The 21,613-nt window shown below is 64.9% G+C and carries 25 protein-coding genes and 1 tRNA gene; 13 read left to right on the forward strand and 13 right to left on the reverse strand.

Annotation, left to right across the window (positions count from 1 at the left end; translation table 11 throughout):
• From FBY21_RS26315 to FBY21_RS26335, 5 genes are all read left to right on the forward strand, one after another.
• Positions 1-1,446: an efflux transporter outer membrane subunit gene (locus FBY21_RS26315; protein WP_142015091.1), complete on the forward strand. Its 1,446-nt coding sequence runs from the start codon at positions 1-3 to the stop codon at positions 1,444-1,446.
• A 187-nt stretch (positions 1,447-1,633) separates the two neighbouring features.
• Complete coding sequence (locus FBY21_RS26320; RefSeq protein WP_142015094.1) at positions 1,634-3,034, forward strand: FAD-dependent oxidoreductase; 1,401 nt, start codon at positions 1,634-1,636, stop codon at positions 3,032-3,034.
• Between the two features lie 109 nt (positions 3,035-3,143).
• Positions 3,144-3,968 (forward strand): helix-turn-helix transcriptional regulator, encoded by an 825-nt coding sequence (locus tag FBY21_RS26325; RefSeq protein WP_142015097.1) that lies wholly within the window; start codon positions 3,144-3,146, stop codon positions 3,966-3,968.
• Between the two features lie 192 nt (positions 3,969-4,160).
• Positions 4,161-5,237 (forward strand): polyamine ABC transporter substrate-binding protein, encoded by a 1,077-nt coding sequence (locus FBY21_RS26330; RefSeq protein WP_142015100.1) that lies wholly within the window; start codon positions 4,161-4,163, stop codon positions 5,235-5,237.
• Between the two features lie 56 nt (positions 5,238-5,293).
• Positions 5,294-5,857, forward strand: coding sequence for a hypothetical protein (locus tag FBY21_RS26335; protein ID WP_142015103.1), 564 nt, complete (start codon positions 5,294-5,296; stop codon positions 5,855-5,857).
• Here the strand turns inward: FBY21_RS26335 and FBY21_RS26340 are convergent.
• The 3 genes from FBY21_RS26340 to FBY21_RS26350 all read right to left on the reverse strand — a co-directional run bounded on the left by FBY21_RS26340 (position 5,823) and on the right by FBY21_RS26350 (position 8,213).
• Positions 5,823-6,899, reverse strand: a complete 1,077-nt coding sequence (locus FBY21_RS26340; RefSeq protein WP_142015106.1) for an ATP-binding protein — start codon at positions 6,897-6,899, stop codon at positions 5,823-5,825. The genes FBY21_RS26335 and FBY21_RS26340 overlap by 35 nt on opposite strands.
• On the reverse strand, positions 6,896-7,639 hold the full coding sequence (locus tag FBY21_RS26345) for a response regulator (RefSeq protein WP_253543792.1): 744 nt from the start codon (positions 7,637-7,639) through the stop codon (positions 6,896-6,898). The genes FBY21_RS26340 and FBY21_RS26345 overlap by 4 nt, the downstream gene beginning before the upstream one ends.
• A 130-nt stretch (positions 7,640-7,769) precedes the next feature.
• Positions 7,770-8,213 (reverse strand): hypothetical protein, encoded by a 444-nt coding sequence (locus FBY21_RS26350; RefSeq protein WP_142015108.1) that lies wholly within the window; start codon positions 8,211-8,213, stop codon positions 7,770-7,772.
• A gap of 213 nt (positions 8,214-8,426) precedes the next feature.
• Between FBY21_RS26350 and FBY21_RS26360 the strand changes: the two genes are divergently transcribed.
• Entirely contained in the window at positions 8,427-8,717 is a 291-nt protein-coding gene (locus FBY21_RS26360; protein ID WP_142015116.1) for a hypothetical protein, read from the forward strand.
• A gap of 274 nt (positions 8,718-8,991) precedes the next feature.
• On the opposite strand, the gene FBY21_RS26365 is transcribed toward FBY21_RS26360, so the two are convergent.
• The 3 genes from FBY21_RS26365 to FBY21_RS26375 form a co-directional block, all read right to left on the reverse strand.
• Positions 8,992-9,492 (reverse strand): hypothetical protein, encoded by a 501-nt coding sequence (locus FBY21_RS26365; RefSeq protein ID WP_142015120.1) that lies wholly within the window; start codon positions 9,490-9,492, stop codon positions 8,992-8,994.
• A gap of 252 nt (positions 9,493-9,744) precedes the next feature.
• A complete protein-coding gene (locus FBY21_RS26370) occupies positions 9,745-10,245 on the reverse strand; it encodes a hypothetical protein (protein WP_142015123.1) in 501 nt (166 codons plus the stop codon).
• A 21-nt stretch (positions 10,246-10,266) separates the two neighbouring features.
• The gene (locus FBY21_RS26375; RefSeq protein ID WP_142015127.1) at positions 10,267-10,983 is read right to left on the reverse strand and encodes a hypothetical protein; all 717 of its coding nucleotides are present in this window, start codon (positions 10,981-10,983) and stop codon (positions 10,267-10,269) included.
• A gap of 218 nt (positions 10,984-11,201) precedes the next feature.
• On the opposite strand from FBY21_RS26375, the gene FBY21_RS26380 reads away from it, so the two are divergent.
• The gene (locus FBY21_RS26380) at positions 11,202-11,408 is read left to right on the forward strand and encodes a hypothetical protein (protein WP_044400114.1); all 207 of its coding nucleotides are present in this window, start codon (positions 11,202-11,204) and stop codon (positions 11,406-11,408) included.
• Between the two features lie 67 nt (positions 11,409-11,475).
• Here FBY21_RS26380 and FBY21_RS26385 read toward each other — a convergent pair whose 3' ends face one another.
• Positions 11,476-11,730 carry a DNA-binding protein gene (locus FBY21_RS26385; protein WP_142016625.1) on the reverse strand — a complete coding sequence of 85 codons (255 nt, stop codon included), beginning with the start codon at positions 11,728-11,730 and terminating at the stop codon, positions 11,476-11,478.
• A 187-nt stretch (positions 11,731-11,917) separates the two neighbouring features.
• Positions 11,918-12,175: a helix-turn-helix domain-containing protein gene (locus FBY21_RS26390; RefSeq protein ID WP_044400120.1), complete on the reverse strand. Its 258-nt coding sequence runs from the start codon at positions 12,173-12,175 to the stop codon at positions 11,918-11,920.
• A gap of 271 nt (positions 12,176-12,446) precedes the next feature.
• Between FBY21_RS26390 and FBY21_RS26395 the strand changes: the two genes are divergently transcribed.
• Both FBY21_RS26395 and FBY21_RS26400 read left to right on the forward strand, forming a co-directional pair.
• Positions 12,447-12,626, forward strand: coding sequence for a hypothetical protein (locus tag FBY21_RS26395; RefSeq protein WP_139134056.1), 180 nt, complete (start codon positions 12,447-12,449; stop codon positions 12,624-12,626).
• Positions 12,627-12,629: 3 nt separating this feature from the next.
• Complete coding sequence (locus FBY21_RS26400; RefSeq protein WP_107331564.1) at positions 12,630-12,833, forward strand: hypothetical protein; 204 nt, start codon at positions 12,630-12,632, stop codon at positions 12,831-12,833.
• 173 nt (positions 12,834-13,006) lie between these two features.
• Here the strand turns inward: FBY21_RS26400 and FBY21_RS26405 are convergent, their stop codons facing one another.
• The 5 genes from FBY21_RS26405 to FBY21_RS26425 all read right to left on the reverse strand — a co-directional run bounded on the left by FBY21_RS26405 (position 13,007) and on the right by FBY21_RS26425 (position 16,069).
• Complete coding sequence (locus FBY21_RS26405) at positions 13,007-13,483, reverse strand: GNAT family N-acetyltransferase (protein WP_142015131.1); 477 nt, start codon at positions 13,481-13,483, stop codon at positions 13,007-13,009.
• Positions 13,484-13,660: 177 nt separating this feature from the next.
• Positions 13,661-13,734 (reverse strand) — tRNA-Gly (locus FBY21_RS26410).
• Between the two features lie 120 nt (positions 13,735-13,854).
• Positions 13,855-14,739 carry an alpha/beta fold hydrolase gene (locus FBY21_RS26415; RefSeq protein WP_142015135.1) on the reverse strand — a complete coding sequence of 295 codons (885 nt, stop codon included), beginning with the start codon at positions 14,737-14,739 and terminating at the stop codon, positions 13,855-13,857.
• Between the two features lie 431 nt (positions 14,740-15,170).
• The gene (locus FBY21_RS26420; protein WP_069564330.1) at positions 15,171-15,863 is read right to left on the reverse strand and encodes a 16S rRNA pseudouridine(516) synthase; all 693 of its coding nucleotides are present in this window, start codon (positions 15,861-15,863) and stop codon (positions 15,171-15,173) included.
• Entirely contained in the window at positions 15,863-16,069 is a 207-nt protein-coding gene (locus FBY21_RS26425; protein WP_142015140.1) for a cysteine-rich CWC family protein, read from the reverse strand. The genes FBY21_RS26420 and FBY21_RS26425 overlap by 1 nt, the downstream gene beginning before the upstream one ends.
• Before the next feature lie 301 nt (positions 16,070-16,370).
• Between FBY21_RS26425 and pcsA the strand changes: the two genes are divergently transcribed.
• From pcsA to FBY21_RS26445, 4 genes are all read left to right on the forward strand, one after another.
• Complete coding sequence (gene pcsA, locus FBY21_RS26430; RefSeq protein WP_044400135.1) at positions 16,371-17,093, forward strand: phosphatidylcholine synthase; 723 nt, start codon at positions 16,371-16,373, stop codon at positions 17,091-17,093.
• Positions 17,094-17,241: 148 nt separating this feature from the next.
• Positions 17,242-17,778 (forward strand): hypothetical protein, encoded by a 537-nt coding sequence (locus FBY21_RS26435; RefSeq protein WP_044400139.1) that lies wholly within the window; start codon positions 17,242-17,244, stop codon positions 17,776-17,778.
• Between the two features lie 468 nt (positions 17,779-18,246).
• Positions 18,247-19,611 carry a glutamine synthetase family protein gene (locus FBY21_RS26440; RefSeq protein WP_142015143.1) on the forward strand — a complete coding sequence of 455 codons (1,365 nt, stop codon included), beginning with the start codon at positions 18,247-18,249 and terminating at the stop codon, positions 19,609-19,611.
• Between the two features lie 74 nt (positions 19,612-19,685).
• Positions 19,686-20,996, forward strand: a complete 1,311-nt coding sequence (locus FBY21_RS26445) for an NAD(P)/FAD-dependent oxidoreductase (RefSeq protein WP_142015148.1) — start codon at positions 19,686-19,688, stop codon at positions 20,994-20,996.
• Positions 20,997-21,613: the final 617 nt, after the last annotated feature.

Here is a 21,613-nt window from a genome sequence, read left to right on the forward strand (position 1 = left end):
ATGCGCCTGTTGATCCCGCTGGCCCTGGCCGCGAGCCTTGGCGCCTGTTCCCTGGTGCCGCCCCTGGAGCGGCCCGCACCGCCGGTGCCGGCGCAGTTCCCGCAGCTGGCGGGCGCTCCGTCCATCGCGGCCGCGCCGCTGCCGGGCTGGCGCCGCATGTTCGGCGACCCGCGCCTGCAGCGCCTGATCGAGCAGGCGTTGGAGCAGAACCGCGACCTGCGCCTGGCCGCCCTCAATGTGGAGGCGACCCAGGCGATGTTCCGCATCCAGTCTTCCGCGCGCCTGCCCTCGGTGGCGCTGGAGGCCAACCAGACCCGCGAGCGGGCCCTGGCGGCCGATTCCAGCGAGCACTCCAACCGCACGGTGAGCAAGCAGGTGGGGGTGAACCTGGGCGTCAGCGCGTTCGAGCTGGACCTGTTCGGCCGCGTGCGTGCGCTCTCCGATGCCGCGCTGGCGCGCTACTTCGCCAGCGAAGAGGGGCGTGACGCCGCGCAGGTGGCGCTGGTGGGGGCGGTGGCCGATGCCTACTTCGCCCAGCAACTGGCCGCCGAGCAGCAGCAACTGGCCGAGCAGACCCTGGCGGACTGGCAGCAATCCCTGGCGCTGGCGCGCCTGTTGAAGCAGGCCGACCAGAACAGCGCGCTGGACGTGGCCCAGGCCGAAGGCCAGGTGGCCACCGCCCAGGCCGACCTGGAGGCGCGCCGACGCGCCCGCGCCCAGGCGGACAACGCCCTGCAGCTGCTGGTGGGTGGCGAACTGTCGGCAGACCTGCCGCCGGCCTTGTCCCTGGCGCAGCAGCCGTTGCTCGGCCGCCTGCCGGCGGGGTTGCCGTCGGAGCTGCTGCTGGCCCGGCCCGACCTGCGCCAGGCCGAGCAGGTGCTGGAAGCGGCGAACGCGGACGTCGGCGCGGCGCGGGCGGCGTTCTTCCCGCAGATCTCCCTGACCGCCTCCTTCGGTTATGCCAGCACCTCGCTGGACGGGTTGTTCGACCCGTCCCGGCAGGTCTGGCGCTTCGCCCCGCAACTGACGGTGCCGCTGTTCCAGGGCGGGCGCTTGCGGGCGGAACTGCGCCTGGCCAAGGTGCGCAAGTCCGAGGCGGTGGCGCAGTACGAGCGGGCCATCCAGATCGCCTTCCGCGAGGTGGCGGACGCCCTGGCGGGCACGGCCACCTTCGACCGGCAGATCGAGGCGCAACTGCAGGCCGTCAGCGCCGCCGAGCGCCGGCTGGACCTCTCCGGCCAGCGCTACCGCGCGGGGCTCGATGGCCGGCTGGAATTGCTCGATGCCCAGCGCCAGCTGTATGCCGCGCGCCAGGCACTGCTGGAGCTGCGCCGGGAGAAGACCAGCAACGCCGTGGCCCTCTACAAGGCCCTGGGCGGTGGCCTGAACGCGCAGGACGGGGACGCGCCGGCGTCGCTGGCGGGGGCATATGCCGGGCGTGGCTGAGTGGCGTGGCCGACGCTCGCGCTAGCGTGCGCTTTACTGATGCGCTCCACCTGTTCTCCACACAAGCTCGAACGAATGGCAATGCAGGCCCCTCAGACTGGCACCGATCGGCCTCGCCCGGTCCGGTGCCTGCCTATGCGGGGGCCATGGCGGTGTGAGGCCGCAAGTTGAATTCTTGAGGTGATACATGAAGCGTCGACATTTCATTCTGGCTGCAGGCAGTTTGCTGGGGGCGTCCCTGCCCCTGTCCCCCGTGTTGGCCAATGGCCTGGGAACCCAGGGCCAGCGCGCAGGGCGAGCGGACCCGGGGCAGGCCGATGTGCTGGTGATCGGTGCTGGCATCGCCGGGCTGGCCGCCGCTCGCAAACTGCACGATGCCGGGTACCGGGTGATCGTCCTCGAGGCGCGCGACCGCCTGGGGGGACGGTTGATGACCCACCAGGCGTGGGACGGGATCAATGTCGACCTTGGGGCGACCTGGATCCACGGGGCCGGCCCCAACAACCCCATTGCGCGGCTGGCCAAGCAGGTTGGCGCGCGGTTGGCCACCACCAGTACCGATCGCACCGAGACCTTCGGCAGCGACGGCCATCGCTACGACGACGATGAGGAGGAGGTACTGGAGGCGCTGCGGGAAGCCATCGAGGATGCCATCGAGCAGACGCAGGACAGCGACGAGGACCGTCCGCTGGGTGATGCCGTGCGCGAGGAGATGGACTACCGGTCCCTGGGGCTGGCCCAGCGTCGGCAGGTCGACTTCCTGCTCAACACCACCTACGAACACGAGTACGGCGAGAGCGTCCAGGCGCTTTCCTTGCACACCTTCGACAGCGGCGGTGAGTACGCCGGCGACGAGGCATTGTTCCTGGACGGCTACCGGGTGCTGGTGGAGCACCTGGCCAAGGGGTTGGACATCCGTCTGGGTCAGGTCGTCAGCGCCATCGACAGCGAGGACGAAGGCGTTACCGTCCGCGTCGGCGGGCGCAGCTACCAGGCTGCCCAGGTGTTGCTGAGCGTGCCGCTGGGCGTGCTCAAGAGCGGGGCGATCGACTTCTCCCCGGCGCTTCCGCCCGAGAAGACCCGGGCCATCGAAGGACTGGGGGTCGGGGTGCTGAACAAGTGCTGCCTGAAGTTCCCCGAGGCCTTCTGGGACACCCGGACGGACTGGATCAACATGGTGCCGGAGCAGCATGGGCAGTGGGCTGAGTGGGTGAGCCTGGCGCGGGCGACCGGTGCGCCGATCCTGATCGGCTTCAACGCGGCGGACTTCGGGCGCGAGATCGAGGGCTGGACCGACGAGGCGATCGTGGAGGACGCGATGACGCGCCTGCGAGCGGTGTACGGCCCGGACATCCCGCAGCCCAGCGACTGGGCGATCACCCGCTGGGCGAGCGATCCCCATGCGCTGGGCTCCTACTCCTGCAACGTGGTGGGTTCCACGGTGCCGATGCGCAACGACCTGGCGTCGCCCGTCGACGGCAAGCTGTTCTTCGCCGGCGAGGCCACCGACGAGTCCTTCTACCAGACGGTGCATGGCGCCTATGCCTCGGGCCTGCGGGCGGCGAACGAACTGATGCAGGCGAGCTGAGCCGCGCCGCTGGTCAACAGGCCGCCCCCGCAACGGGGCGGCCGCTGACCGGGATGGACTCCGTTGACTATCATCCGCGCGAACTGTCCGCCATCACGAGTCACCCGCCATGACTGCCACGACCCACCTGCCGGACGACGCCGAGCAGACCGAGCTGACGCGCAAGACCATCCTGCTCTACCGCGAAGGCTGGCGGACCGGTGACCTGGAAGGGCTCCTGAAGCTCTACCACCCCGACGTGGAGTACCACGACTACTCCAGCAACCGCCTGATGCGCCTGCCGGAGCTGAGGGCGTTCGTCTACGAGAGCCTGCCGCGCCTGAGCGGCGAGCTGCTGGAGCACACCGACCGCATCCGCATCGACGGCCACACCGCGTTCATCCAGTACCGCATCTGCCTGCATGGCAGCCGTGGCCTGGTGGCCTTTCGATCCAGCGAGGCGATCACCGTGTGCGATGGCCTGGTCTGGCGGGTGAACGAGTACGCCAACCTGGAGCGCATCGAGCCGGATGGTTCCACCGCATCGGATAGCCGCCCGGCGCTGAGCCGTCTGGGGCTCTCGCCCCGGCAGATCGGGATCATGGCGTGCGACCTGGAGAACTACTTCCAGCACCAGCGCCCCTACCTCGACCCTGATCTGGACCTGCAGCAGGTCGCCGCCGCCACCGGCTATACGCGCAACCAGATCTCCCACCTGCTCAACCAGGTGTTGGGGCAGAGTTTCTACCGCTACGTCAACCAGGCACGCCTCAGCCACCTGCTGGAGCGCTTGCACCAGAGCCCCGAGAGCGGGCGTGTCGACGACTGGGCCTTCGCGGCGGGGTTCAACTCCCTTTCGGCCTTCTACAAGTGCTTTCGCGAGCGCATGGGCATGACCCCCAAGGCCTACCAGGCGCAGCTTTCCACGCGGGCCCGCGCGCAAGACAAGCCCTGAGCGGCTTCATTAGCCTCGAACGCGCCGGGCCAGTCGCGCCGGTGCCGTTCCGGGCCCGTGCCCGCTCGTATCCAGGGTGCTCTCTTCGTCGGCGCGATGCGCTAGGCGGTCTTTGCAGACCGGCTTCGCGGCGTGTTGCAGCCGGCTTTTCAGTGACTGCAGACAACAAGAAAACTCCCCCGAGGTGGCGTCATGCTGAAAAAACTCATTCCCCTCCTGCTGCTGGCCAGCGCAAGCCAGGCAGCCGAGGAAGTCCGCGTGTACAACTGGAGCGCCTACGTGGCCGACGATACGTTGGCCAGGTTCACCGCCCAGACGTCGATCGGTGTGCACTACGACATCTACGACAGCAACGAGATCCTCGATGCGAAGCTGATGGCCGGGCACTCCGGCTATGACGTGGTGTTCCCCTCCAACCACTTCATGGTCCGGCAGATCCAGGGCGGTGCGCTGAAGAAGCTGGACCGCTCCAAGCTGCCGAACTGGAAGAACCTCGACCCCCGGCTGCTCAAGGCCACGGCGGTGAACGACCCGGGCAACCAGTACGGCTTTCCCTACGTCTGGGGCACCACCGGCATCGGCTACAACGTGGACAAGGTGCGCGCGGTACTCGGCGCCGATCACCCGATCGACAGCTGGGACCTGATCTTCAAGCCGGAAACCCTCGCCAAGCTTTCCACCTGCGGCGTGGCAGTGCTGGACAATGCGCCGGAGCTGCTGCCCATCGCCCTGCACTACCTGGGGCTGCCGCACCACAGCACGGAGCCGGAGGACTACAAGAAGGCCGAGGCCTTGCTCAAGCAGATGCGCAAGCACGTCACCTACTTCCACTCCTCGAAGTACGTCACCGACCTGGCCAATGGCGATGTGTGCCTGGTGGTGGGTTTCTCCGGGGATGTGCTGCAGGCGGCGGCCAGCGCCAATGAAGCGAAGAACGGCATCCACATCGAATACATGGTGCCGAAGGAGGGCTCGACGACCTGGTTCGACATGGTGGCCATGCCCGTGGACGCCAAGGATGAGGATGCCGGCTACGCCTTCATGAACTACCTGCTGCAACCCGAGGTGATGGCCTCGGTCACCAATGCCATCAAGTACGCCAATGGCAACCAGGCGGCGGACGCCCTGGTGGACCCGGCCATCCGTGCGGACAACAAGGTGTACCCCTCGCCGGAGGTCTTCGGCACGTTGTTTGCGCTCGAGGCCGTTCCGCCGCGTATCGACCGGCTCCGCACGCGGATCTGGAACAGCGTGATCACTGGGCACTGACCGCCAGGCCCCGCTCCGCGCGAGGTTGGGGCCACATTTGCAACAGGTGTAGCGCGATGCACACACAACACCCCGCCACGCCGGCGGAGGCCACTGGGCACGGGACCGCTGCGGCGTGTGAGGCGCCGCTGTTCTACCCGCGCCTGCTGGCGCTGCTCGAGCCGTGCCAGGCTTCCCCCCGGCTCGCGCTCCGGCGGCAGGTCCGGCGCTTGCTGCGGGCGCAGGGCCCCCGTGAACAGGCCCTGCGCTGCCTGGCGATCGAGGGGGTGGATATCGTCACCGCCGCGCTGCTGGCCGGCGCCTATGGGCAGGGCGAATTCAAGAGTGCCGGCGCCTACATCGCCTTCGTCAACAGCGGGCGCGCCAGCCCGCTCCGGGAGGCGCCGCTCCACGGCCAAACCCACCACCTGTTGCTGACGGCGGCACGGACCGCCCGCCGCTCGGTGGCCTGGCGCGAGCGCTACCAGCTGTGCAGACGGCACGGCCGCACCGAAACCCAGGCACTCAAGGGGCTGGCACGGCATCTGGCACGGGTGGCGTTCAGCCTGATGGAAACGCGGGGTGACTACCTGCCTGGGGGACGCATCAGCCGCTCACGCCACCCCGCACCGGCCAGCTGAGGCTGAAGGCGGTGCCGCCGAGCGATGAGGGGTGACAGCTGGCGTGGCCGCCGTGGGCTTCGACGATGGCCCGGACCACGGACAGGCCAAGGCCGCTACCGCCGCTCTTCCGCGAGCGGGAGGGGTCGCCCCGGCGAAAGGCCTCGAACACCAGCGCGGCGGTTTCGGCCGGCAGGCCCGGGCCGCTGTCCTCGACGCTCACCCGGCAGGTGCCGTCCTCGATGTGGGCGTGGATCTTCAGCGCGCCCGGTTCGGCGTACTTCAGGGCGTTCTCCAGCAGGGCCATCAGCGCCTGGCGGATGCGAAAGGCATCGCACTCCACCTGGGCGCGGGCGGGCACCTCCAGCTGCAGCACGAAGCCCTTGGCCTCAAGGCTGGAGGTGAAGGCCTGGGCGATGCTGGTGACCTCCTGTGCCAGGTCGGTCGGGGCCAGCTCCATCTCCAGGTGGCCGCTGTCATTGAGGCTCACCACGCGCAGGTCTTCGATGAGCCTGCCAAGCCCTTCCACCTGGCGCAGCAGCCCTTCGAATATCTCGTTGCTGGGGGTGAAGACGCCTTCGGTCAGCCCTTGCAGGCGGCCACGGAGGATGGTGACCGGGGTTCGCAGCTCGTGGGCCACGGCGGCGTTCCAGAACTGCTGCTCGCGGGTCATGCCCTCCAGGCGTTCGGCCATGGTGTTGAAGTCGTGCACCAATTGGGCGGTTTCCCCCATGGCGTGTTCGTCCAGCGTGGCGCGGGCCTGCAGGTTGCCCTGGGCCACCTCCCGCAGGCTGTGGGCCACCGAGTTCAGCGGGGTGAGGATGCGCCGGGAGAGCTGGAAGGCCACGTAGCCGGCGATCACCAGCGCAGCGAGGATCGTGGCCAGCACCCAGGCCAGTTCGGTGCGCGTCGGCGGCCAGGTCTCCGAGATGCTGCTGGGCTCGTAGGCATAGAGCACTTCGTAGAAGGCATAGGTGCCGACGATGGAGATGAGCATGATGCCCAGCGCCATGGTGCACAGGGACAGGATGATCTGCCGGCGCAGGCCTGGGGTGCGGCTCATGCTTCGCCACCGAAGCGGTAGCCGACGCCACGCACGCTGGTGGGTACGCCCTGGATGCCCAGCAGCTCCAGCTTCTTGCGCAGCTTGCTGATGTGGCTGTCCACCGTGCGCTCCTGGGTGTCGCCCTCGGGCAGGCAGGCCTCCAGCAGCTCGCCACGGCTGAACACCCGTCGGGGGGCGCGCATCAGGCTGGTGAGCAGCTTGAACTCGGTGAGGGTGAGGTCCAGCAGGTGCCGCTGGCCGGCGCAATCCACGCTCGCTTCGTGGTTGTCCAGGTCGATACGGAAGGCGCCGACACTGAGCACCCGCGAGCCCTCGGCGCGGGTGGCCTTCGCCCGCCGCAGCACGGCCTGCACCCGCGCCACCACTTCCGCCGGGTTGAAGGGCTTGACCACGTAGTCGTCCGCGCCGATGCGCAGCCCGGTCAGCTTGTCGATGTCCTGGTCCAGTGCGGTGAGCAGGATCACCGGGGTGTCGCCGCGATGGCGGATCTCGCTGAGTACCTGCCAGCCGTCCAGCAGCGGCATCTGCACGTCCAGCAGCACCAGGTCGGGCTTCTGGCTATGGTGCCGGGCCAGGGCGTCCTGCCCGTCCCTGGCGTGGACGGTGCGCAAGCCGCTGCGCTGGAGGTAGGCCGCGAGGATCTCGGCAATCTCCACTTCGTCTTCGGCAATGAGAATGAGGGCGTCGGCGGGTTTGCTCCGCATCGCGGCGGTCGAGTCCATAGCACGCTGGTTCATGGAAGGCCCCTGTGTGTTCAGCGGCGCATTATCGCGCCAAACACGGGGGCGGACACCAACGGCGTCGCACCGATCTCAAGGTGCTGCGGGCCGCCGCCCAGGGGCGGCGGTTCGCCTGGGGTGGTCGGCGTTACGCCTGCCAGTGGCTGTTGGAGGCGCCGTCTTCCTGGTAGCGGCCGAGCAGGTCCAGGGTGGAGCGCAGGCGCTCGGCTTCCTTCATGTCGTTGCGCTGCTGCGCCCCGTCGATGCCGTCGCGCAGCAGCTTCAGGTAATCGAAGCTGCGGCTGTTGTCGGCGCTGCCATCCACCGCCGACACACCGTTAAGGGTCATGGACACCAGCGACTCGGTGCCATCCAGCGTGCCCGTTGCCTTGACCTGGGCGTTGATCCACTCCATCAGCTCGCCACGGTTCATGTGGCTGAAGTCGGCCTTGGGCGGCTGCCCCGCCTTCTCGCCGGCCAGCGCAGCGGCATAGTCCCCGGCGAAATCCCCCGTGCCCTGCGCCGTACCCCGGCCGGTTTTCTGCGTGCTGGAGGCGCCGGCCCCCTGCATCAACTGGGTATCGATCCTCATGGTTCTGCTCCTTCAGGTTGGGCTAGGCCCGTTATTAGCAGGTTCCATGCCGAGCCCTGCAGGCGCCGGATGGCGCGGCTTGCAGGTGCGTGCGGGTGGAGGAGGGCGGCAGGTGTGTGCCGGGGGGCGGCAAGGGGGGGGCTGGGTTGGCATACCAGCGCCCGCCATGCACTATCCGCCACCCACACGGGATGCCGCCTTGCGACCGAGACCATGAAGAAAGCCGCCCTCCTGCTGATGCCCCTGCTTTGCGTGGCCTACCTCTACACCGGCTACTACGAGACACGCTGGGCGGAAGACAACCGAATGGTGTTCTTCATCAAGCAGTACCCCTCCCTCACGCTGGAATTCCCCAACATTTTCGCCAGTGACCGAGACGACAAACCCCTGGAGCAACTGACCGCCGAAGAGCGGGACACGGTGCGTGCGTACTGCAAGTACCGCCTGGGTATTGAAACGCGGCTGGAGACGCAGGCGGAGTTGGAGCGGTGCAAGGGGTTGTAGCTGGGTGCCGTGTCAGCAGGGGCAATGAGGCGTAATTGAATGGCTACAAGCGCTATGCGGTTTGAAGGGGCGCTCATTATTCGTCAGGGATGCGGCGCTGCGTTAACTCCTAAGGCAATGGCCTTTCCATTTGCATGATCCAATCAGCAAGAATCGTGAAGTGGGTTGGCTGGTTTTTATTGTGCTGACTGGCCGCGCGGCCCTAAAGTTTTCCTGCTTCTTGTTGGCCTGTTTGCGGAGGGGCGGGTTAACTCCGCGTCATAATCAGGCATGATTAATTTACTACCTTGATATTGAAGGTTTTTTGGAAGCTGTGAGAATTTTCTGGTGCACACCCTGAGTTAAACAAAAGCGGTGCACCTGTTTCCGAAATTCCGAGCAGGCGAATTAACCATCCTCCCTTTGCCTGAAGTATGTGGTAGCGAATAATTACCTTATTTGTTTCGATGTCCCTAAATACATAAGGGTCAATTCTTATTTTCAAAGCTGTGCCTTCGGCGTAAGTATCTGAGCCTCTTGATTCAAATATCACTTGACGATTCTTTGCATTCTGCTCATCAATTTCCACGACGGCGTATTTATCGCAAAGCGAGCTGAACTGAAAGGCACCGATCAACTCATCACAGAAAGGTGCTAGGAGCAGTATTGAAAATATCGCCAGCTTGCTTGTGGTTTGCCTGGTTTGGGATTTTATGTTTCTTGTGAGTTTCTTGCTAATGGCCCTGCAGATCAGTAGCCATGTAACAAGGACAGCGATTAAAAGTATTCCGCTCATGGTGTTCTCCGGTAGATACGGCTACACGCGCTATACGGTTTGAAGGGCGCTCATTGTTCGTCAGGGATGCGTCGCTGCGTTAACGCCAAGGCAACGGCCTTTCAACTTGCATGATCCAATCAGCAGGAGTCGTGAAATGGGTTGGCTGGTTTTGGCTCGTGCTGACCGGCCGCGCGGCCCTGAAGTTTTCCTGCTTCTTTTGAACCTATTTGCGGAGGGGCAGGGGCAACGCCGCGTCATAATCATACTTGATTAATTTACTACCTTGATGTTGAAAGTCTTTTTGAAGTCGTGAGCATTTTCTGGCACACACGCTGGATTAAACAAAAGCGGTGCATTTGTCTCCGAAATTCCGAGCAGGCGAATGAGCCATCCTCCCTCTGCCTGAAGAATGTGGTAGCGAACAATTACCTTATTTGTTTCGATGTCCCGATATACATAAGGGTCAATGTAGATTTTCAAAGCTGTGCCTTCGGCGTAAGTGTCTGAGCTTCTTATTTCAACTCTTACTTGACGATTCTTTGCATTCTGCTCATCAATTTCCACGACGGCGTATTTATCGCAAAGCGAGCTGAACTGAAAGGCTCCGATCAACTCATCACTGAAAGGTGCTAGGAACAGTATTGAAAATATCGCCAGCTTGCTTGTGGTTTGCCTGGTTTGGGATTTTATGTTTCTTGTGAGTTTCTTGCTAATGGCCCTGCAGATTAGTAGCCACGTAACAAGGACAGCGATTAAAAGTATTCCACTCATGGTGTTCTCCGGGAAATACGGCTACATCATCGGGCTAAAGCTGCTGGCGGCGGAGCAGTAGCGCTGCTTCATAAGCTCGCTGCTCGGCTCACGGTCCTGCTGCCAGCGCTCTCCCCAGCCCCTGCACTCGGCTTTGAAGAACTGCTTCGCGCCTTTGCGGCACTCCCGGTAATCGATCGAGCCGCGTTTGTGGTTGTCGCACACGCTGCCGTTGTCGATGTAGTTGTTCACGATGGTCCAGGTTGCGTAGTAGCTGCCGCCGCCGTCCCATTTCCTGACCATCTGGCCGTCCTTCTCAATGGATCGGCGGCGGGTGGACGTTTGCTGGTTGGGCTGCTGATAGGCGAGCGACTGCCGCACGCCTTCCATGCTCACCACGTTGTCGGGCTGCCGGGGCGTGTAGTTGTGGTCGTTGAAGTCGGTCTGCCGCTGCGGGGCTTGGGCCTGTGCTCGGCGCTGTTCTTCCTTGCGGCGTTGATCGGCCCAGAACTGCTCTTCGGCGGTGGCGGTTTGCGGTTGCCGTTCAGCCCCGTTGCCGTATGGATCGGTATGCACGTATTCCGCTGGCGGCTCGGCGGGTTGATCGTTGAAGCGGGGGAAGGCGAAGTGGGTGCCTGCCAGGTTGAGCAAGCCAAACACCAGGGCACAGCCTGCGAGCCCTGGCACCAGCCAGCGAACCCATGCGTTTTTCCCGTTCCGTCTTACATGGCGGGGGGCGTCATCCCAATCGGCTTTCATGGCCATCACTCCTTTGATCGGCAAGCCGCTGAATCCTATTCAGCCAGGGCGCCGTTATCAACGCCGGTGCCCATGCCCATTGGTAGGGGGCCTACGCATGCAGGGGTAGCTGGGATGCCGAAGTTTCCTAGGAGACGTCTGAATCCATCTGGCTGCCCTCGCGCTAACCCGGCCCCTGTGCTGTTCTTCACCTCGTGAAAATGTGAGGTGTGTCACACATGCAATTACATGAAGGTGTCTGCCGTGCGGGCGATGTGGTGTCGATCAACATCCTTGATGGGGAGCCGGACGAGCGGGTAATGCGGTTGCTGCTGACCCAGGGGATCGAGGTGGAAGTGCTGGAGGTTCTGGAGGGGGCGGTGAAGCTGGCGGTGAGGGCACCGGGTGGGATGCTCATCGTGGAGGAGCTGACGTTTCCTCCGTGATGCTGCTGGGGGGGTGTTACGAGCGGCTCGCCGGGGAACTGGCGGGCCGCTTCTATATATAGAAGGCCTATTCGGTATCCGTGGCATTCGCCTGATCGTACTCGGGGCTGGTCTGGCCGCACTCGGGGGCGATCTTTCCGCTTACAAGCCACAGCGCGTACTCCGGGGCCAGTTCGACGATGACCTTGATGTCGTCCTCGTTGACCCTCCTTCCACCCTTTCTGAGCGCATACCACTTCTCGCGGTCGACACCGCTCAGCTCTTCCAGCTTCTTGGCCGTGAGCTTCTTATGCTCAAGTATTGCGACGATTCGCTCTCTCATATTCTCAATTCGCCTCTGGAGGTGCTGGAGGGTTCTGGAGGGGGCGGTGAAGCTGGCGGTGAGGGTATCGGGTGGGATGCTCACCGTGGAGGAACTGACGTTTCCTCCGTGATGGTGCGGGTTGAGGGCTGGGTGTTACGGGCGGCTCGCCGAGGGGGTTGGCGGGTCGCTTCTATCTATAGAGGGCCTATTCGGTATCCGTGGCATTCGCCTGGTCATACTCGGGGCTGGTCTGGCCGCACTCGGGAGCGATCTTTCCGCTTACAAGCCACAGCGCGTACTCCGGCGTGATATTGGCCATTGCTTCGATGTCGTCTTCGTTCGCACGGCGCTTTCCATTTCGTAGGGCGTACCACTTCTCGCGGTCGATCCCGCTCAGCTCCTGCAGCTTCTTGGCTGTGAAGCTCTTCGCGTCCCATATGGCTATAAGCCGCTCTCTAATCATTCCAATTTGTTCTTAGTAATTAGCAAATAGTGCTACTAACTATCTGCAATGGTGGTTATTCTTGCATTATGTGATTTGCATTAAATGCAAATCATCATTTCCCAATAAAGACCAACATAGTGCAACAAAGGCCAGGGAGATGGAAGAAAACTACCTTGTTCTTATGTCATGCCGTAAAGCCCGGAGCCCTTACCGCGCCGCTACCAGCTTGCTGTTCCGACTGCTCCGGATCATCCGCTTCGACCTGCATCGCGATCCCAACGCGGCTGCCATGAGGTTTCGCCAACTGGTGCTGCTGTTCCACGTCGCCGGCTTCGTGGACGACCTGCAGGTCAGCCGCCTCAACAAACTGGGGGACAACGCTCTGTACTACGGCCTGCGCGCCGCGCTCCACCGCGCCCGTGCCGACTTCTGGACCCGCCACCGTTCAGAATCCGTGAAGGATAGCTAAGCCATGGACCGTGATGACTTCCTGGCGCCGCCACCGCTGATGCCATGGCGCCAGTTCGCCAACTGGATTCGCATGGGCGACGAACACGACGTGGTGTGGGGCTGGATTCGCAACGGCTACCTACCGTCCCGTAAGGTGGGCAAGTACGTGATGGTCAACGTGGCGCTGCTGACTCAGCAGATGTTGAAGCAGGAGCCTGATCCGTAGGCAGGGGAGGGCGGATGACGCCGACACTTGCAAGCCCTGGAAACGACCAAGCCCCTGGAAGTATGGGGTTCAGGGGCTTGGCTTTTGATGGCAGCACCTACCACCGCCAGTCGATCCGGGCTTTTCAGGGCGAACCAGCTGGCGTTTGCGAGGAAGGACGTGACGGTCTGTCATCACCAGGTGATTGCGTAGATGCTTTGAGGCTCATTGAAACGCGTCAGCTCACGCTCAAGGGTCATCCCGATTCTCTTGAGCAAGCGTATGGAGGCGAGATTTCTGCTCTGCGTTTCGGCAATCACTCTTCTAAGCCCCATCACGTTTTTCCCGTAGTGCAGCGCGAGGGTTAACGCCTCGGTGGCGTATCCCTTGCCGAAGTGCTCCGGGAGCAGTTCGTAACTCACCTCAATATCAACGCCATCATGATGCTGGTCGAACGAAACAACGCCAGCGAACTGCCCAGCTCGCTGGGTTCGGATGACCCATAAAGGGGCTTCTCTGTGAGCACCTACCTCAAGTTCCGCCCGCTTCACCGCCGCCTCTTTGCTGATCGGGCCTCCCAAGTAAGCGCGCACCACAGGGTCGGTATACAACCTCACGAGATCTGCGGCATCTGCAGGGCATGGCGGTGTTAGACGAATACGTGAATGCATTGACGTTTCATCGCAGGTAAGGGGACTCGGCATCTTGGGCACACCTCGATTCAATGGCGCTTGCATCGATGGCTGGAGTGGCAGCGGGATTTGCTGAGTTCTTTCACACTTCCCAACCCCCAGAAACGACTAAGCCCCTGAAAACCGAGGTTATTCAGGGGCTTAGCTTTTGATGTCTGGAGCGGGCGAAGGGAATCGAACCCTCGTCATGAGCTTGGGAAGCTCAGGTAATGCCATTATACGACGCCCGCTTGCGAGGCCGACTTTTTACCAGAAGTCGTGGCCGAAATGAAGCCCTGCCCCTGAACCTTCCGTGATGAAACGCACCTTGCCGGCCGCCCGCGTCGGGCGCTGGCGGCCGGGTGTGCGCGTCATACGGCCATGGCCTGCGGGCCCAGGCCGTGGAGGACGCGGGGCTGCTGGCTGCGGGTGGGGGCGTTGAGGAAGCCCAGCAGGACGTCCTGGGTCTGCTGCCAGCCGGCCTTGTGCTCCAAGTCGATGAAGTGGCCGGCGTTGCGGATGGTGGCGAACTGGCAGTCGCGCACGTGGCGGGCGAAGCCGCAGGCGTCCTCGGGGGAGGTGTAGAGGTCGTGCTCGCCGTTGATGAACAGCAGGGGGATGTCCACGGCCTGCAGGCAGTCGACGTAGCAGTGGGCGTCGAGGTTGAGCACCTGGCGGATGTGGAAGTGCATCTGCAGGTATTCGTGGTCGTCGAGGCTGGCGACGTGCTTGTGGTTGAAGCGCTTGAACAGCGTCGGCAGGTAGCGGCCGATGGTGGCGTTGACCAGCTGCGCGACGTTCTCCCGGTCCAGGGCCTGGAGGTGGGTCATGCCGTTGCGCAGGTAGTCGAGCATCGGTTCGTTGAGCACCGGCGAAAAGGAGTTGATCACCGCCTTGCGGATGCGCGCGGGGTTCTGCGACAGGGCGAGCAGGGTGGCGACACCGCCCCAGGAGAAGGAGGAGACGTAGTCCACCTGGTGGTGCTCGATGAGCGCCAGGAGGATCTCGGCCTCGGCTTCCTTGGTGACGGGGCTGCCGTGGTCGTTGTGGGGCTTGGACTGGCCGGCGTAGGGCTGGTCGTAGAGCACGACGTTGAACTGCGGGTGCAGGTACTTGACCGTCTGCGCGAACGAGGCCGTGGTGGCGAGGGAGCCGTTGACCAGGATGATGGTCCGGCTGGCCTGCGGGTTGGCGTAGAACTCCGTGTGAACCTTGTACTTCCTGTTGACTGTGACGACTTGGGTTTGAGGCCTCATGTCGTTTCCTCCGGGCGCAGGTTGGACGAGCGGGCGATGGGGGCATCGTTCGCGGCGCATGGCAGTCAGATAAACGCCTGGAGATGACAGGGGAATGTCAGGCGATGATTTTTAGAATTATTTATTTTTCAATGATTTACAGCGAAAAAGGGTGGCCGTTCCAGCGCCTCTGAGGGGGCGTTGGAGTGGGTCCTTTGACCAGGCAGGTGGAACAGGGCAGGGCGCGTGCGCCGGTACAGCGGGTCGCTTGGAAGGTCGTTGTGACTCATTGGTCACACTCTGACCTTGGGTTGGGAGTTAAGCAGCCGCGTTTTCCGCCCGCAAGCCTCTGGCCGAAAAAAATCCTGCAGTTGGTCGGCTGCCTGGCCACGGAGCTGTGAGTGGGGGCGGGGGCGAAAGGTTCGGGGGATCGGGCGGCCGCTGGTCGGGCTTCAGAACAGGGCGATCTCGTCCGGCGTGAGGGCGCGGTACTGGCCGGGGCCTAGGGCCGGGTCCAGCGGCAGGTCGCCCATGCGCTCGCGGTGCAGGCCGACGACCTTGTTGCGGAAGTGGCCGAACATGCGCTTGACCTGGTGGTAGCGCCCTTCGTGCAGGGTGAGGCGGGCCTGGCGCGGGGCGAGGATTTCCAGCTGGGCGGGGCGGGTGACGAGGTCTTCGTAGGCGAAGTAGAGGCCGGCGGCGAAGGCGGCGATGCAGGCAGGGTCGATCTCGTCTTCGGTCTCCACGCGGTAGACCTTGGGCTGTTTGGTTTCGGGCTGGGTCACGCGGCGCGACCAGAGGCCGTCGTTGGTGATCAGCAGCAGCCCGGTGGTGGTGAGGTCGAGGCGGCCGCCCAGGTGCAGTTCGTGCTTGTCGGGCTCGTCCAGTAGGTCGAGCACAGTGGGGTGTTCGTCGTGGCAGGTGGCGCTCACCCAGCCGGCCGGCTTGTGCAGCATGAAGTAGCGGGCGGGCTTGCCGGGCTGGATCTCGCGGGCGTCGAGGGTGACGCGGTCGAACACGCGCACTTCGCGCCGGGCGTCGCGCTCGGGGGCGCCGTTGACCTGCACGCGGCCTGCGGCCAGGGCGAGGCGGGCGTCCTGGCGGTTGAGGTCGGGGAGGTTGCCCAGCAAGCGGTCGAGGCGCATCAGGCCGGCTCGTCGTCGGCGCGCAGGCGGGCGCAGCGGGGGCACAGGCAGGCGCGGCCGCGTGCCTCCAGCGGCACCTGGCGCAGGGCCTCGGGGTCGATCTCGACGCTGAAGCACCAGCACGGCTGGGCATCGCCACGGGCGAGGCTGCACTGGTTGGGCTGGCCGCAGAGCGGGCAACGGGCGGGGTCGAGGGGCTGGCTCATGGGACGGGCGTCGGGTTTCGGCGCGCTAGGGTGCAGCGGGGTGGGCGGGGATGCAAGCCGCAGCGGGCCGACGGTCGGTCAGGCACCTGCCGGGCCTCTGGCCGGGGCGCTGCGGCGGCACAGGGGCAAGCCGCTGGGCGGCGGAGCGTGCCCAACGTGAAGGAAGCTGCATCGAATGACTGGCGCAACGAGTAGAATCTTCGGCATTGTGCCCGTCGTCGCTCGGACTCGATCGATGAACGTGTAGGAAAAACCTGTTGTCTACCCAACATCGTCACCACTCAGCGGAATAGAGACGAACGTGTCCACTCAAATCAACGCGGTCAATAAAGCCAAGGCCTGGTCGGCCCACGGCGTCACTGCCACCGGTGTGGTGCTGGCCCTGATGGCCATCCTGGCACTCTTCGACAACCACCCCCGCGACTGCCTGCTGTGGCTCGGCGCGGCGTTGCTGGTGGACGGCCTGGACGGCAGTTTCGCGCGCAAGGTCCAGACCAGCACCATGCTGCCGAACTTCGACGGTTCGACGCTGGACCTGGTGATCGACTACCTCACCTACGTGTTCATCCCCGCCATCTTCATCTACCGCTACGTGCCGCTGCCGGATTACACCGTGCTGCCCACGGTGAGCCTGATCCTGGTGTCGTCGCTGTTCTGCTTCTGCAACCTGAACATGAAGAGCAGCGACAACTACTTCGTCGGCTTCCCCGCCGCCTGGAACGTGGTGGCGCTGTACCTCTACCTGCTGGACCTGCCGCCGGTGGTGAGCTTCGGCATCATCTGCGTGCTGGCCGCGCTGACCCTGACCAAGCTGAAGTTCCTGCACCCCTTCCGGGTGAAGCGCCTGATGCCGCTGAACATCACCGTGACCTTCGTGTGGATGCTGAGCAGCATGTTCCTGGTCATCCAGTACCCGGGCATGAAGCCGATGATGCTGGTGCTGTGGGGCCTGTCCTCGGCCTACTTCGTGGGCGTGTGCCTGTGGCGCAGCCTGATGGACTGGACCGGCAAGCTCCGCGCCTGAGCCGGTTGGTGGTGAAAGAGCCCGTCCTTGTGACGGGCTTTTTCGTGGGACATCGGCGGCCCGGCAGTGCGAGGGCCGGTTCGGCTGACGGCGCGGCGGCTTGCCTATATCCTTCACGCCTCGTTATCCACCCCAGGACTTCCTTGCCATGAAAGCGCAGCTCGTCGAACTCATCACCAAAATCAGCTCGGGTTGCATGACCGAGCAAGAGATCGAGCAGATCGCCGACGAAGCGGCCCAGGCCTATGCCGACCCGGAAGCCTTCCTCGCGGCCAATCCCGACATCAACTACGACGACACCTTCACCATCCCCCTCGGCGAGTGGGTGGTGGTGGGCAGCCTGCCGGAGACCGTGCTGTTCCACGCGGACGACTACCCGGAGCTGCTGAGCCAGATCATCGCCTCCTTCGGCCCGAGCGTGACCTTCAACATCCAACCCAAGCAATTGAAGAAGGTCGAGCCGCTGCGCGCGGTGCGCAGCATCCAGGTGCAGCTCAGCGCCCTCTACCCGGAGAAGGGCGGCTACGTGCTGGTGGGTTTCAGCGACCCGATGGAAGAGGGCGTGCTGCAGGCCGTGCTGGTCTACACACAGGACCTGCCGCGCGTGCTGGAGCTGGCCGAAGAGCTGGGCATCGAGGCCGTGGCCGTCTACGAGGCCATGCAGGGCGCCCAGGACGACGCCTGAGGCATGTGGGGGCGGCGTCATTCGCGAAGGCCCGGTGCCCGGGCACTTCGCGGTCGAGCCCGCTCCCACAAGCGGTAATTTGTTTAGCGCCGCCTGAACCAAAGATAGGAAAAACTGGATTTTAAGCACCCATGGGGGCGTGCGAGTCTCCGGGGCATCCTTGTTTTCGGCACCTTCCCGATGGGTTCGACCCGCACAACCGCCCCCGTATCGCACACGCCGCCCCACCTGGGCAGCGTGCGCTGGCGGTGCCGCCGGTGGCCGGCCCTGACCCGCGTCTCCCTCCCTCTCGAACTGGCCTTCTGGGCGCTCTGGCACTGCCGCCACGCGCGCCCGCCGGATAGCGCACCTGCCTGATCGCGGCCCACGCGCCGCACCGTGACTATCGTTGACCTTGCCCGCCTGCACAGCCTTTGCATGGCCAGGGACGGGACCATTTCGCGCGCCACAGGGCGCAGAGGGAGCCACATGACATTCGCCAGAGCGCAGGAAGCCCAGGACTTCCTGGACCAGAACCCGGACATCGACACCTTCGAGCTGTTCATCCTCGACGCCAACGGCGTGCCGCGCGGCAAGCTGCTGCACCGTGAGGAACTGCTCGCCGTCTACCAGAGCGGCCGGCCGCTGCCGAGCACCATCCTGGGGCTCACCCTCAACGGCGAGGACGTGGAGGACTCCGGCCTGGTCTGGGACGTGGGCGACATCGACTGCCGCGCCTACCCGCTGCCCGGCAGCCTGGTGCGCCTGCCCTGGCGGCGCATGCCCACCGCCGCGCTGCAGGTGTGCATGCACCCGGAAGAGGGCATGCCGGCGGCCATCGCCGACCCGCGCCACCTGCTGGTGCAGGTGATCGACCAGCTCAAGGCCGACGGCTACCACCCGGTGATGGCCTGCGAACTGGAGTTCTACCTGCTGGACCAGAAGAACGACGCGCAGGGCCGCCCGCAACCGGCGCTGGACACCGACGGCCGCCGTCCGTGCACCACCCAGGTCTACGGCCTGCGCGAGCTGGAGCAGATCGAGCCGTTCCTCGCCGACCTCTACGCCGCCTGCAAGGCCCAGGGCATCCCGGCGCGCACCGCCATCTCCGAGTACGCCCCGGGCCAGGTGGAAATCACCCTGGAGCACGGCGACGCGCTCACCGCCATGGACCAGGCCGTGCGCTACAAGCGCCTGGTCAAGGGCGTGGCCAATGCCCACGGCATGCGCGCCTGTTTCATGGCCAAGCCCTTCGACCACCTGGCTGGCACCGGCATGCACATGCACGTCAGCCTGGCCGACGCACAGGGCCGCAACCTGTTCGCCAGCGAAGACCCGGCCGGCACCCCGCTGCTGCGCCTGGCGGTGGGCGGCATGCTCGAATCGCTGCTGGATTCGCTGCTGCTGTTCTGCCCCAACGCCAACTCCTACCGCCGCTTCCAGGCCAACAGCTACGCCCCGCTGGCGCCCACCTGGGGTGTGGACAACCGCACCGTGAGCCTGCGCGTACCGGGCGGCCCGGCGGCCAGCCGGCACGTGGAACACCGCATCTGCGGCGCCGACGCCAACCCCTACCTGGCGGCGGCCGCCATCCTCGCCGGCATCCACCGCGGCCTGCGCGACGAGATCGACCCCGGCGAGCCGGTCCAGGGCAACGGCTATGCCCAGGCCACCGAGCGCCTGCCCACCGACTGGCTCACCGCACTGCGCGCCCTGGAGGCGTCCACCTGGGCCCGCGAAGCGTTCGGCGAGGCCTTCCTCGGTGTGTACCTGGCTGTGAAGCGCGCCGAGTACCGCCAGTTCATGGCCGAAGTCAGCGAGCAGGACTGGCGCTGGTACATGGACCAGGCCTGACCCTTTTTTGCGCGGGCCGCCGGGCGGCCTGCACCCGTTGGATGCCCCCACAGGGGCACTGAAGGAATGACCCGATGAATGCTGTACTGAAGAACACCGCCAGCGCCGAGCGCTGCCGCTCCTACTACACCGCGACCCTCAACCAGGAGACCGACTACCCCACCCTGACCGGCACGGTCGAAGCGGACGTGGTCATCATCGGCGGCGGTTTCACCGGCGTCGCCACCGCCGTCGAGCTGGCCGAGCGCGGGCTCAAGGTGGCCCTGGTGGAAGCCAAGAAGATCGGCTGGGGCGCCACCGGCCGCAATGGCGGCCAGGTCACCGGCAGCCTTTCCGGCGACGAGGCCATGCGCAAGCAGATGCGCCAGCGCCTGGGCAAGGAGGTGGATGACTTCATCTGGAACCTGCGCTGGCGCGGCCACGAGATCATCAAACAGCGCGTCGCCCGTTACGGCATCCAGTGCGACCTCAAGCACGGTCACCTGCACGCGGCGATGAAGCCCGCGCACATGGACGAGCTGAAGGCCTCCTACGAGGAAGCCCTGGCCCGTGGCATGGAAGGGGAGGTGACCCTGCTGGATGCCGCCGGCATGCGCAGCCACCTGGAGAGCGACCTGTACCTGGGCGCGCTGAAGAACACCCGCAACATGCACCTGCACCCGCTCAACCTGTGCCTGGGCGAGGCCCGCGCGGCCGAGAGCCTGGGGGCGATGATCTTCGAACACTCCGAGGTGCTGGAGATCGTCCACGGGCCGCGCCCGGCGGTGGTCACCGCCCAGGGCCGGGTCAACGCCGGGCAGGTGCTGCTGGCCGGCGATGTCTACCACAAGCTGGAGCGCAAGAAGCTCAAGGGCATGATCTTCCCGGCCATGGGCGGCATCGTCACCACCCGCCCGCTGGGCGAGGTCGCCGACCAGATCAACCCGCAGGACCTGGCCGTCTACGACTGCCGCTTCGTGCTCGACTACTACCGCCTCACCGCCGACAAGCGCCTGCTGCTGGGCGGCGGCGCCAACTACTCCGGACGTGACTCGCGGGACATCGCCGCCGAACTGCGCCCGGCCATCGAGCGCACCTTCCCCCGGCTCAAGGGCGTGGAGATCGAGTTCCAGTGGAGCTGCGCCATGGGCATCGTCATCAACCGCATCCCGCAGCTGGGCAAGCTCTCGCCCAATGTCTGGTACTGCCAGGGCTACTCCGGCCACGGCGTCGCCACCACCCACATCATGGGCGAGATCATGGCCGAGGCCATGACCGGCACCCTGGGGCGCTTCGACACCTTCGCCGGCTGCTCCCACATCAAGGTCCCCATGGGCGACGTGTTCGGCAACCCCATGCTCGCCGTGGGCATGTGGTACTACCAGATGCTGGAAAAACTCCGCTAAAACCCCGTAGCCCGGGCTTCAGCCCGGGTGGCCCGTGCCGACCGCATGGGCTTCGCCGAGCTCAGCCCATCCTACGTGGGCCTTGCCCGCTCCCTGTGGGAGCGGTTTCAACCGCGAAGTTTGGTGTCGCCTAGCCTTGATCGCGAATGCATTCGCATCCAGATGGCACGGCACCTACCGATCCGCAGCCCGCGACCAACGATGGGCTTCGCATAGCTCAGCCCATCCTACGGACGGAGCAGGCCCGCAGGATGCGTCGAGCTCGGCGAACCGCATCGATCCGTTACGGGGATGTGGGAGCGGTTTAAACCGCAAAGGGTGAGCGCGCCGGGCCTTGATCGCGAATGAAGTCGCATCCACAGGGCATGGCACCCTACCGATCCGCAGCCCGCCAGCAACGATGGGCTTCGCATAGCTCAGCCCATCCTACGGACGGAGCAGGCCCGTAGGATGCGGTGAGCTCGGCGAACCGCATCGATCCGTTACGGGGATGCGGGAGCGTTTTCAACCGCAAAGGGTGAGTGCGCCGGGCCTTGATCGCGAATGAATTCACACCCACGGGGCACGGTACCTGTAGGGGCGAATTCATTCGCCAAGGAGCGCGCAGCGCTCCCCTC

Origin of the sequence: Pseudomonas sp. SLBN-26, from assembly GCF_006715895.1 — a bacterium.
In the GTDB taxonomy this organism is placed as follows: domain Bacteria; phylum Pseudomonadota; class Gammaproteobacteria; order Pseudomonadales; family Pseudomonadaceae; genus Metapseudomonas; species Metapseudomonas otitidis.

Coding starts and splice junctions, on each gene's coding strand:
- FBY21_RS26420 (WP_069564330.1), bottom strand. CDS start 15,863: ATGCGCCTCGACCGCTTGCTGGGCAACCTCCCCGACCTCAACCGCCAG.
- FBY21_RS26340 (WP_142015106.1), bottom strand. CDS start 6,899: ATGAGCCGCACCCCAGGCCTGCGCCGGCAGATCATCCTGTCCCTGTGC.
- FBY21_RS26440 (WP_142015143.1), top strand. CDS start 18,247: ATGACATTCGCCAGAGCGCAGGAAGCCCAGGACTTCCTGGACCAGAAC.
- FBY21_RS26360 (WP_142015116.1), top strand. CDS start 8,427: ATGAAGAAAGCCGCCCTCCTGCTGATGCCCCTGCTTTGCGTGGCCTAC.
- FBY21_RS26375 (WP_142015127.1), bottom strand. CDS start 10,983: ATGAAAGCCGATTGGGATGACGCCCCCCGCCATGTAAGACGGAACGGG.
- FBY21_RS26445 (WP_142015148.1), top strand. CDS start 19,686: ATGAATGCTGTACTGAAGAACACCGCCAGCGCCGAGCGCTGCCGCTCC.
- FBY21_RS26425 (WP_142015140.1), bottom strand. CDS start 16,069: ATGAGCCAGCCCCTCGACCCCGCCCGTTGCCCGCTCTGCGGCCAGCCC.
- FBY21_RS26325 (WP_142015097.1), top strand. CDS start 3,144: ATGACTGCCACGACCCACCTGCCGGACGACGCCGAGCAGACCGAGCTG.
- FBY21_RS26315 (WP_142015091.1), top strand. CDS start 1: ATGCGCCTGTTGATCCCGCTGGCCCTGGCCGCGAGCCTTGGCGCCTGT.
- FBY21_RS26415 (WP_142015135.1), bottom strand. CDS start 14,739: ATGAGGCCTCAAACCCAAGTCGTCACAGTCAACAGGAAGTACAAGGTT.
- FBY21_RS26335 (WP_142015103.1), top strand. CDS start 5,294: ATGCACACACAACACCCCGCCACGCCGGCGGAGGCCACTGGGCACGGG.
- FBY21_RS26395 (WP_139134056.1), top strand. CDS start 12,447: ATGAGGTTTCGCCAACTGGTGCTGCTGTTCCACGTCGCCGGCTTCGTG.
- FBY21_RS26390 (WP_044400120.1), bottom strand. CDS start 12,175: ATGATTAGAGAGCGGCTTATAGCCATATGGGACGCGAAGAGCTTCACA.
- FBY21_RS26435 (WP_044400139.1), top strand. CDS start 17,242: ATGAAAGCGCAGCTCGTCGAACTCATCACCAAAATCAGCTCGGGTTGC.
- FBY21_RS26330 (WP_142015100.1), top strand. CDS start 4,161: ATGCTGAAAAAACTCATTCCCCTCCTGCTGCTGGCCAGCGCAAGCCAG.
- FBY21_RS26380 (WP_044400114.1), top strand. CDS start 11,202: ATGCAATTACATGAAGGTGTCTGCCGTGCGGGCGATGTGGTGTCGATC.
- FBY21_RS26385 (WP_142016625.1), bottom strand. CDS start 11,730: ATGAGAGAGCGAATCGTCGCAATACTTGAGCATAAGAAGCTCACGGCC.
- FBY21_RS26320 (WP_142015094.1), top strand. CDS start 1,634: ATGAAGCGTCGACATTTCATTCTGGCTGCAGGCAGTTTGCTGGGGGCG.
- FBY21_RS26365 (WP_142015120.1), bottom strand. CDS start 9,492: ATGAGCGGAATACTTTTAATCGCTGTCCTTGTTACATGGCTACTGATC.
- FBY21_RS26350 (WP_142015108.1), bottom strand. CDS start 8,213: ATGAGGATCGATACCCAGTTGATGCAGGGGGCCGGCGCCTCCAGCACG.
- FBY21_RS26405 (WP_142015131.1), bottom strand. CDS start 13,483: ATGCATTCACGTATTCGTCTAACACCGCCATGCCCTGCAGATGCCGCA.
- FBY21_RS26370 (WP_142015123.1), bottom strand. CDS start 10,245: ATGAGTGGAATACTTTTAATCGCTGTCCTTGTTACGTGGCTACTAATC.
- FBY21_RS26345 (WP_253543792.1), bottom strand. CDS start 7,639: ATGAACCAGCGTGCTATGGACTCGACCGCCGCGATGCGGAGCAAACCC.
- FBY21_RS26400 (WP_107331564.1), top strand. CDS start 12,630: ATGGACCGTGATGACTTCCTGGCGCCGCCACCGCTGATGCCATGGCGC.